Genomic DNA, 8,465 nt, shown 5'->3' on the forward strand with positions numbered 1-8,465 from the left:
GGTCGGGGTCGGACGGGGTGGTGCCCGGGTCCTCGCCGGTGCCGGTGCCAGGCTCGGCGGTGCCGCTGGACGTCACGGTGACGACGGTGGTGGCCGTCAGCGGGGAAGCGCCCTGGGCGATGGCCGTGGCCGTCACGGTGTAGGTGCCGGCCTGGGCGAAGACGTGCTGGGCCTGGGGGCCCGCCGCGGTGGCGCCGTCGCCGAAGTCCCAGGCGACGGTGGCGTTGCCCTGGGAGAGCGTCGCGGTGAACGAGGCCGTGTGGGGCACGGCGCCGCTGGCGCTGTCGACGGCGACGTTCAGCGTGCCCCGCGGCGGTTCCGGTTGCGCGGGCAGCGTCTTGGAGAGGGTGAACGTGTCCAGGACGCCGCCGTCCGTCTTCACGAGCTTCGCGGTGAGGTTGCCCTCGACGACGTCCACGTCGAGGAAGCCATGGGCCGCGTCGTCGCGGATGACGCTCCAGGAGGGGCGCGACGTGGCGAACGTGCGCAGGGTGGCGCCGCCGCCGCCGACGACGAGGTAGGGGACGCCCGCCTCGTTTTTGCCGGCCTCGGCGTCACCGAGCATGGGCTTGCTGCGTTCGTAGTCGTGGTCATGGCCGGTGAGGACCAGGTCCACGCCGTACTTCTCGAACAGGGGGCCGAACTGGCGGCGCATGGTGAGCTGCGAGCCGTGCTCGCCGCTGGACCAGGACGGGTGGTGGAAGAAGACGACCTTCCACGGCTGCGTGGTGGCGGCCAGGTCCTTCTCCACGAACGCCTTCTGCGCGGCGAGCGTGCACTTGCTCGCGGACGCCAGGCCCACGGCGCAGTTCGAGTCGATGGACACGAAGTGCACGTGCCCCCAGTCGAACGAGTAGTAGCGCTCCGAGCCCTCCGCGTTGTTGGTGGGCAGGTAGAGGTTGTCCAGGTAGGGCTGGGCCTCGTTCGTGACGTACTCGTGATTGCCGGGCGTGGCGAACATGGGCACCTGCGCGAGCAGGGCGGCCATGGGGGTGAAGAGGTTGGTCTGGAACTCGGTCTCGGTGCCGGACGCGTAGGCGTTGTCGCCCAGGGCGACGAAGAGCTCCGGCTTGTTGGTGAGCATGGAGGCGGCGACCTTCTTCTGGTCGCTGCCGCCGGTGCCGAAGTCGCCCACGGCGGCGAAGTGCACGCGCCGCGTGCCGGGCACGGGGGCGGTGCTGAACGTCTTGGCCGGGGTCGTCTCACCGCACGCGTCCACGGAGTACGTATAGGAGGTGGCGGGGGCCAGGCCGGTGAGGACCACGGCGTGGATCTTCGCGGTGGCCGTGGATTTGGCCGTCTGGCTGGCGCTGCCCACGCCAAAGCGCACCTGGGCGGTGGAGCAGTTCGACGACAGGCGGAACGCCACGGTGGCGGTGTCGGGGCCCACCTTCTGGAGGTAGGGATCACGCGGCAGGGCGAGCGCGTCACCCGAGGCGAAGCCCCCCACAAGAAGGGCAGCCAGGGCGGCGAGCGAATGAGACTTCGTCCGGTCCATGAATCCTCCGGCCCGAGATATTCGGGACGCGGGCGCAACCGTTCATGGCTCAACGTTCATCCGGGAATCAGGCATCCAGGAGTAGGCAGGGGAGCGGGCGCTGGTTGGGGCGGAATGGCAGACAGGAGGGCGTGCATTGCGTGTTTCAGGGCAAGGGCGTAGGGGGCACCGCCTTGCGGAGTCCGGGGGCTGCGTTACCCCTGAAGACATGACCGAAGTCCACTCCCAGACCCGTGAGTACACCCTCCCCGAGGGCTGCCCCGTGTGCGAGTCGGACCTGCCGGTGCGGGTCACCGCGACCGGTCCGAACGCGGTGTGCACGCACTGTGGCTGGATGGGCCGCCCGTTCATCACGGTGACGCACGACGGGCTGCGCGTATCGTACGACGACGCCGCGCGCGCCTGAGCGCCATGCCCTCCTGTCAGGCAAGCTACGCCGCCGGCGACCTTTCCAGGTCGCTACGGAGGCGGAGGCTGGCGCGATGGACGAGGACAGGGTCGAAGTGCTGTCGAGACAGTCGAACGCGGCCGTGGTCCGGATGCCGGGCCGGAAGTTTCCGGGCGTGGTCATCCAAGGGGACTCGCTGCGGATCCTCTACGAGCTGGTGAAGGACGCGCGGGCGATGGTGCCGCCGTCGTCTGCGACTGACGCTGGCGAGGACGATGCGGGCGGTCTCCTGGAGGAAGCCGAAGGGCTCCTCCGGAACTCCCTGACGGTGTACGAGTCCGTCCTGAAGGCGCATGGGATTCCGCTGCCGTATGTCGAAGCCGTGGGCTCCTCGGAGAAGTGATGCCAGCGACGCGGGTGGAGCAGATGGCCTGCGGGGATTGTGGCCGTCCCGTCGACCTGTACGGCGGACAGTCCGCGGTGGGAGGCCTTCGGTACTGGGCTTCCTACCAGTGTGAGCACTGCGGCGGTCGGCGGGAGATGGATGGCATCGGGATGCCGCCAGAGTCGTTCCGCCGCGCCTTTCTTCAGGAGCAGGGGACCTGGGGACTGGAGGTCCGGGCGCCGGGCGCTCTCGCCTTGCAGGCCCTGAAGCTGCTGCGGGAGACGCTGGGGCTGTCCCTGGCCGAAGTGGGCGTCCTGAAGGCCCGGATGCCCGGTGTCGTACGGGAAGGGACCCGCGTGGAGATGGAGTGGTTGAAGCAGCTGCTGGGAGCAAAGGGAGTCACGTCCTCCGTGGTGCCGGTGGCCGGGACGCCCGTCTGAACGACGCCTGAGCCGAGCCGGGCGAAGCTCCCGCGGTGGCTTGCGGAGCAGGTGGCTCAACCGGCATTGGATGGGGAATGAGCGAGTTCGGACGCAGTGTGGGTGGCCGGAGCTGGGGGAGGATGACGATGTCTCCCCATTGCTGGCGGTGCTGGTGGGTCAGTTGGAGTTCGCCAACAGGTTTGGCGTCGAGCCTGCGCAGTCGAATCTCTGGGACCGGGTGGTTCTGGAGGAAGGGTGCCTGGGCGAGAAGCGTGTCTATGTGGAGAGGAGTCTGGGGAGGAGGGGGCAGATTCCGGCTGGTTTATTGGAGTGGCGGAACGGAAGGAGCGAGCGCGGTCATCGCCTTTGAGGTGAATGTACCGGTCGAGGTCAGGGAACCTGGGCTGGAGTCACAAGGCCCGGCCAGATACCGCCGATGAAGAACGTTCAAGTGCGAATCCCCTGCGAGGAACGAAAGAACCCGGGCCAGCGCATTCCTCGCGCCAACCCGGGCTCCAATCCCAACCAGATGAATCAGCGGCCTACGGCTTCTTCACGTCGTAGGACACCAGCTCCTCCAGCCGTTCCCCGTCCTCGCGGACCTTGCCCACGCCGGGGACCAGCCAGTACAGGCGCTGCTTCTCCTCCTTCACCTCGCCGCTCTTGTTCAGCTTGTCGCGCTGGACCTTGATGGCGTTGGTGAACGTGCCCGCGGGCGTCGTCACCGTCACGTTCTTCTCCAACACCTTCCAGACGTAGGTGGGATCCTTCCCTTCCGTCCCGCCAGCGGAATACGTGATCAGCTCCCGCACCTTGTCCTGGTGCTCCCAGGGCACGGAGGCCGGCGCCGCCGCCAGGGACTTCATCATCGCCGGGGACCAGGTCGTCGCCTTCGAGGCCACGCCGTCCAGGAGGTCCTCCTCGCGCAGGCGCACCACCACGCCGGTCGTCAGCTCCAGCTGCCAGGAGTTCTCCTCGTAGACCGTGCCCGTCTGCGTGCGGTCCTGCTTGCTGTGCACCTTGACGGCCGACATGGTCGTGCCCGGCACTGTCTCCGGGCCCTGCACCGTCACCACCTTGTTGAACACGCCGTCCACCGGGTCGGTGATGCGGTAGGTCCACGTGGAGCCCGTGGTCAGCGGCCAGAGCTTCGTGGACTCGGCCTGCTGATCCGGCTTCGTGCCGCCGCCCGTGTTCGGGTCCACCGGGTTGCCCGGCAGGTCCACCGTGCCGTCCGGATTCGTCGTGGGCGCGCCTGGATCATTTCCCGTGGGCAGGCTGCCCCCGCCACCACAGGCGGCCAACGCCCCACACGCCGCGAACAGCACCGCCAGCTTCCTGAACTTCATACCGTCTCCTCCCGCGCGCCCTTCGCGCTCACCGCCGTCCACCGCAGCCCCCGCAAGGGCGCGCCTTCCGTCCGTCCCAACGCCGCCGCCAGGCTTCCCGGCTCCGGCTCCTCCACTTCCAGCTCCACGCGCCGCGCGGAGAAGTCCAACGCGCAGCTCTTCACCAGCACGTTGCGCTCCCCCAGCGCCGTCCTCAGCGTGGCCTCCGCGCGCACCAGGTCGTCCGCCTGCGCGGATACGACCATCCGCTGCTTCGCCTCCTTCGTCGCCACGGCCTTCTTCTCGAAGAGGTCCAGCACGAAGAGCAGCACCGCCACGAACGCCGTGCCCACGAACGCCAGCACCAGGTTGCCGTGGCCGCACGCCATGCCCAGGCCAATCACCAGGAACAGGATGGCCGCGTCACGCGGGTCCTTCAGCCCGGACCGGAACCGCACGAACCCGCCCAGGCCCACCAGCCCGAACGCCTTCGCCACGCTGTTGCCAATCACCGCGGTAATCACCGCCGCCGCCGCGCAGAGGAGGATCTGCGCCTGCACCATCTCCACCTTCGGCAGCGGCTTGCCCAGCACCAGCCGCCAGGGCCGCGACGACAACAGCGCGCCAATCAGCGCCGACGCCACCAGCCGGGGGAGGATGGCCCCCATCGACAGCGACTGCAGCTCCTGCTCCACGTCCTGGAACAGCGCACCGAACGGACCTTCCATGGGCGTCATGCCTCCTGCCGCCCGGCGTCCATCCCGACCGTCTCCACCACGGAGCGCACCGGCCGCTGCGTCTGCTCCAGCGCACGGGCCTGCGCCACCACCGCGTACGCGTTGCGCAACACCGGCAGCTTCCCGGCCTGCTCCTCCAGGATGCGATCCAGCAGCGCCCGCGTCTCCGCCACCAGCGGCAGTCCGCGCATCGACGACACCACCGTCGCCGGCCACCGGCGCGCCGCGGAGGCCCGCAGCTTCCACGCGCTCGGCGAATCCATCCCGTCCACGGAGTCCAGCGCCTCCTTGGTGAGCTGCGCGCCCCGCTCACGCATCGCCCAGGCGCGCGGCGTATCCACACCGGTCAGCGAGCGCAGCACCAGCTTCAGCGCGCCCTTCTCCAACTGCTCGCGCAGCCCCACCGCGACCGGCGTCTCCAGCCCCGTGGTGCTCTTCAGCACCGCCAGCCGGTCGTGCGGAATGAGCGCCTCGCGCAGCGCCTCCGCGCGCTCCGTGGTCAGGCCGCCCAGGCTTCGCGCCACCTCCGAGTACAGCTTGCGCTGCATGCCCGCCTCGCGGACCACCCAGGACTCCTCGCCGTCCACTCCGGCCAGGCCCAGCAGCACCGCGGACAGGTGTCCGTCCTTCATGCCCCGCTCGCGCAGCGCCCACGCTTCCGGCGAGTCCTGGCGCTTGAGGCCCTCCAGCACCGCCTCCGGCGCCTGCGCGTACAGCCGCTGCCGCACCGCGTGCGAGCGCGGGGACGTCACGAACCCCAGGCCCTCCGCCACGTCCACCGGCACGCTCGCCGACAGCACGTCGCGCAGCGTCCACGCGGTGTCGTCATCCAGCCCCGTCAGGCTGCGGGCCACGAGCCCGGGCAGCCGCTCCGCGTACGTCAGCCGGCGCTGATGCGCGGCCAGCCCCGGGATGCCGTTGAGCAGCCACGCCGCCAGCTGCGGCTCGCGCGCATCCAGGGCGTCCACCGCGTGGAAGAAGCGCTCCTCCACGTCGTCCACCGACGCCACGCCCGGCGGCGGCGGGGCAGGGGCGGGGACCAGCCGCTGCACCGGCTGCTCACGGCCCTCCAGCCGCGCGACCACCGCGTCCACCAGTCGCTGCTCCAGCACGCGCAGCGGCTGATCATTGTTCTCCAGGATGATCCACCGCGACGGGTCCTTCCGGGCCTGGGCCAGGAACGCCTCGCGCACGCGCACCGCCAGCCCCGCGCCCACCAGGCCCTTGCGGCTGTCCGCGTCGTTCACCTTGCCGCTCTGCACCTTGCCCAGCCGCTTGCGCAGCCGCGCCAGGTCCGGGTCGACGTCCACCAGGATGACCAGGTCCGGCCACAGCCCCTGCGACGCCAGCTCGCAGGAGGGCAACAGCTGCGCCTCCTTCAGGCCCCGCCCGCCGCCCGTCAGCGCGAGCTGCGAGTAGAGGTAGCGGTCGGTGATGCACACGTCGCCGCGCTTCAGCGCGGGCGCGATGACCTCTTCCAGTTGCTGTGCGTCGCGGGCCAGGTTCAGGAAGAACTCGGCGCGCGAGCCCATCTCCAGGAGCCGCGCGTCGCGCGTCAGGTCGCGGATGCGCCGCGCGGTGGGCGACTGCAGCTCGCCTCCCTCACGGGCGTGCGCGACCTTGTAGCCCAGCCGCTTCAGCCGGGACGCGAGCAGGTTGGACAGCGTCGTCTTGCCGCTGCCGTCAATGCCTTCGAAATCGATGAACACGGTGCCCTAACCCCCTACGACCCCAACGCCACCTGATGCGAAGGCATGCACCCGCGACATGCCTTCCGCGAACTTGCTGTACGCCGTCGGGCCCCCCGGATTGAGGGCCGACAGCCACTCGGGCAACTCCGCCCCGAGGTGCTTCACCTCCACCACCACCCGCGAGTCCTCCCACGCGGGCATCCCCAACCGCTCCACCGTCAGCGCCATGGGCGACAGGGCCAGCTCCGGCGACACGGCGTGGAAGCCGATGTCCCGGTCCACCGTCACGCGCCACTCCTGCGACACCTGGTACACGTGCCGCCGGTACGTCACCGCCAGCACCGGCGACAGGCTGCCCCCCGCGATGAGCGGCAGCAGGCTCACGCCGCCCTTGATGGCCCGGCCCAGCTCCGCGCGCGGCACCCACACGCGCCGCTTCTGCGTGAGCCCGTTGCGCTCGCGCTTCACCTCCAGCACCACCCGCTCGCGGCCCGCGCCGCCCACGTCCGGCGAGTACTCCTTCGTCCTCACCTTGAGGCAGTCGTCCGGCGTGCGCAGCGCGCGCTCCGTCAACGGAAACCCCGGCTTGTCGAAGTACACCGACACGATGCGCGTGGGAGGCGGCAGGATCCCGCCCAGCTCCTGGGACAGCCGCGCGCACACCGCCTTGGCCTCGGAGGCCTCCAGCACGCGCTTGAACTCACGGCGCAGCTTCGTCACTTCACCTTCAGCGAAGGAGATCATGTCCAGGTCTCCTCACCGGAAGCGGGTGGCGAGCTGCAACGACAGCTCGAGTGCGGGCGCCACGTCCCCCGGCCGGAGCGCACGCTCCGCCTGGACCTGCGCCTTGAAGGAATCCGCCAACAACACGTTGAAGCCCCCCGTCAGTGAATGTCCCTGCGCCTGGATGCCGCCTTGCAATTGCAACGCCTCCGCGCCCACCACCGGCTGCACCGCCCAGCCCTGGCGGCCCACCGGCACCGTCCAGGAGGCCAGCACCGACTGCGAGCGGAACGGCCCCAACGCCAGCCGGCCCGCCGCGGCCTCGCCCGTCAACGACAGCCCCCCGAGCGTCAGCTCCGCGTCCGCCGCCGTCGCGTACTGCTTCGTCCCGTCAATCACCTGCGTCAGGTACGTGCTCGTGCCCAGCGTGAGGAACTTGAACGGGCGGATGCTCAGGCGCGCGGAGCCGTCCTCGCTCAGTCGCTTCCCGGTCGCGTCCTCGCCGCCCTCGAAGAGGCCCGCGGACAGCTTCAGGCCCCAGGCTTCCTTGAGCCGCATCTCGCCCATCAGGCCCAGGCGCCGGCCGCCCAGTGCGTTCGTCTCCGTGAGGTAGTCCTCCACGAGCCCGCGCTCCTGGATGGGCAGCCGCCACGCCGACTCCTGCGAGCGCTGGAGGAAGGGCGACTTGAAGCGGCCCGCGTACAGCCGCAGCCGCTTGCCGTCGTCCGCCAGCCGCACGAAGGCGTCCTTCAAGATCGCCTTGGATGCGAGATCCGCGCTGACCTCCGCCTCCAGGTTGGACAGCGACGCGGCCACGCCCACGCGCGCCGACTCGATGCCCAGGTCGCGCTCGTACTTCTGGCGCTCGTCGGCGGCGGCACGCGCGAACACGCGGCCGAACACGCGGATGCGCTGCGAGGGACCGCCCTTGTCGTCCACCTTGTCCGCTTCGTCCGGCGCCTCGCCCAGCGTGTCCGCCTTGGGGCCGGTGTCCTTCTTCTTCTTCTTGCCCGGCACCGCCGCGTCCGGCACCGGCGCGCCCGGTTCGCTCACCTGTTCCGGCGCGCCCATGACGGGCCCCTGCGAACCGCCCGGCATCGCCTGCGCCACCGCGCCGTCCAACGCGTCGCCCGCGGCGTCATCCGGCTTCGCCGTGTCGTCGTCTCCGGAGACCTCCAGCGGCTGATCCGCTCCCGCCGCCGCGTCCTCGTCCGGTTCCGGCGCCGCGCCAGCGACCGCCGGCAGGCCCAGGAGGACCGCGACGAGCAGTCCCCGCCGCCACCCCTTTTCCTC

At 70.5% G+C, this 8,465-nt stretch carries 9 protein-coding genes; 3 read left to right on the forward strand and 6 right to left on the reverse strand.

Annotation, left to right across the window (positions count from 1 at the left end; translation table 11 throughout):
• A partial coding sequence (locus D7X32_RS41350) for a metallophosphoesterase (RefSeq protein WP_120608019.1) occupies positions 1 to 1,498 on the reverse strand: 1,498 nt, incomplete at its 3' end.
• Positions 1,499 to 1,706: 208 nt separating this feature from the next.
• On the opposite strand from D7X32_RS41350, the gene D7X32_RS41355 reads away from it, so the two are divergent.
• From D7X32_RS41355 to D7X32_RS41365, 3 genes are all read left to right on the forward strand, one after another.
• Positions 1,707 to 1,904, forward strand: a complete 198-nt coding sequence (locus tag D7X32_RS41355) for a hypothetical protein (protein WP_120528299.1) — start codon at positions 1,707 to 1,709, stop codon at positions 1,902 to 1,904.
• Positions 1,905 to 1,980: 76 nt separating this feature from the next.
• Positions 1,981 to 2,289 (forward strand): DUF6959 family protein, encoded by a 309-nt coding sequence (locus D7X32_RS41360; protein WP_120608012.1) that lies wholly within the window; start codon positions 1,981 to 1,983, stop codon positions 2,287 to 2,289.
• Positions 2,289 to 2,711, forward strand: coding sequence for a hypothetical protein (locus D7X32_RS41365; RefSeq protein WP_120608013.1), 423 nt, complete (start codon positions 2,289 to 2,291; stop codon positions 2,709 to 2,711). The genes D7X32_RS41360 and D7X32_RS41365 overlap by 1 nt, the downstream gene beginning before the upstream one ends.
• 524 nt (positions 2,712 to 3,235) lie before the next feature.
• Here D7X32_RS41365 and D7X32_RS41375 read toward each other — a convergent pair.
• From D7X32_RS41375 to D7X32_RS41395, 5 genes are all read right to left on the reverse strand, one after another.
• Complete coding sequence (locus D7X32_RS41375) at positions 3,236 to 4,042, reverse strand: hypothetical protein (RefSeq protein WP_120608015.1); 807 nt, start codon at positions 4,040 to 4,042, stop codon at positions 3,236 to 3,238.
• Positions 4,039 to 4,749 (reverse strand): DUF4956 domain-containing protein, encoded by a 711-nt coding sequence (locus D7X32_RS41380; RefSeq protein ID WP_120608020.1) that lies wholly within the window; start codon positions 4,747 to 4,749, stop codon positions 4,039 to 4,041. The genes D7X32_RS41375 and D7X32_RS41380 overlap by 4 nt, the downstream gene beginning before the upstream one ends.
• Before the next feature lie 5 nt (positions 4,750 to 4,754).
• Positions 4,755 to 6,467 carry a dTMP kinase gene (gene tmk, locus D7X32_RS41385; RefSeq protein WP_120608016.1) on the reverse strand — a complete coding sequence of 571 codons (1,713 nt, stop codon included), beginning with the start codon at positions 6,465 to 6,467 and terminating at the stop codon, positions 4,755 to 4,757.
• Between the two features lie 6 nt (positions 6,468 to 6,473).
• Positions 6,474 to 7,193, reverse strand: coding sequence for a VTC domain-containing protein (locus tag D7X32_RS41390; RefSeq protein ID WP_120608017.1), 720 nt, complete (start codon positions 7,191 to 7,193; stop codon positions 6,474 to 6,476).
• 12 nt (positions 7,194 to 7,205) lie between these two features.
• The coding region (locus D7X32_RS41395) for a putative porin (protein WP_120608018.1) at positions 7,206 to 8,465 on the reverse strand (1,260 nt) is incomplete at its 5' end.

Source organism: Corallococcus carmarthensis, assembly GCF_003611695.1.
Taxonomy (GTDB): domain Bacteria; phylum Myxococcota; class Myxococcia; order Myxococcales; family Myxococcaceae; genus Corallococcus; species Corallococcus carmarthensis.

Coding starts and splice junctions, on each gene's coding strand:
- D7X32_RS41355 (WP_120528299.1), top strand. CDS start 1,707: ATGACCGAAGTCCACTCCCAGACCCGTGAGTACACCCTCCCCGAGGGC.
- D7X32_RS41360 (WP_120608012.1), top strand. CDS start 1,981: ATGGACGAGGACAGGGTCGAAGTGCTGTCGAGACAGTCGAACGCGGCC.
- D7X32_RS41365 (WP_120608013.1), top strand. CDS start 2,289: ATGCCAGCGACGCGGGTGGAGCAGATGGCCTGCGGGGATTGTGGCCGT.
- D7X32_RS41375 (WP_120608015.1), bottom strand. CDS start 4,042: ATGAAGTTCAGGAAGCTGGCGGTGCTGTTCGCGGCGTGTGGGGCGTTG.
- D7X32_RS41380 (WP_120608020.1), bottom strand. CDS start 4,749: ATGGAAGGTCCGTTCGGTGCGCTGTTCCAGGACGTGGAGCAGGAGCTG.
- D7X32_RS41390 (WP_120608017.1), bottom strand. CDS start 7,193: ATGATCTCCTTCGCTGAAGGTGAAGTGACGAAGCTGCGCCGTGAGTTC.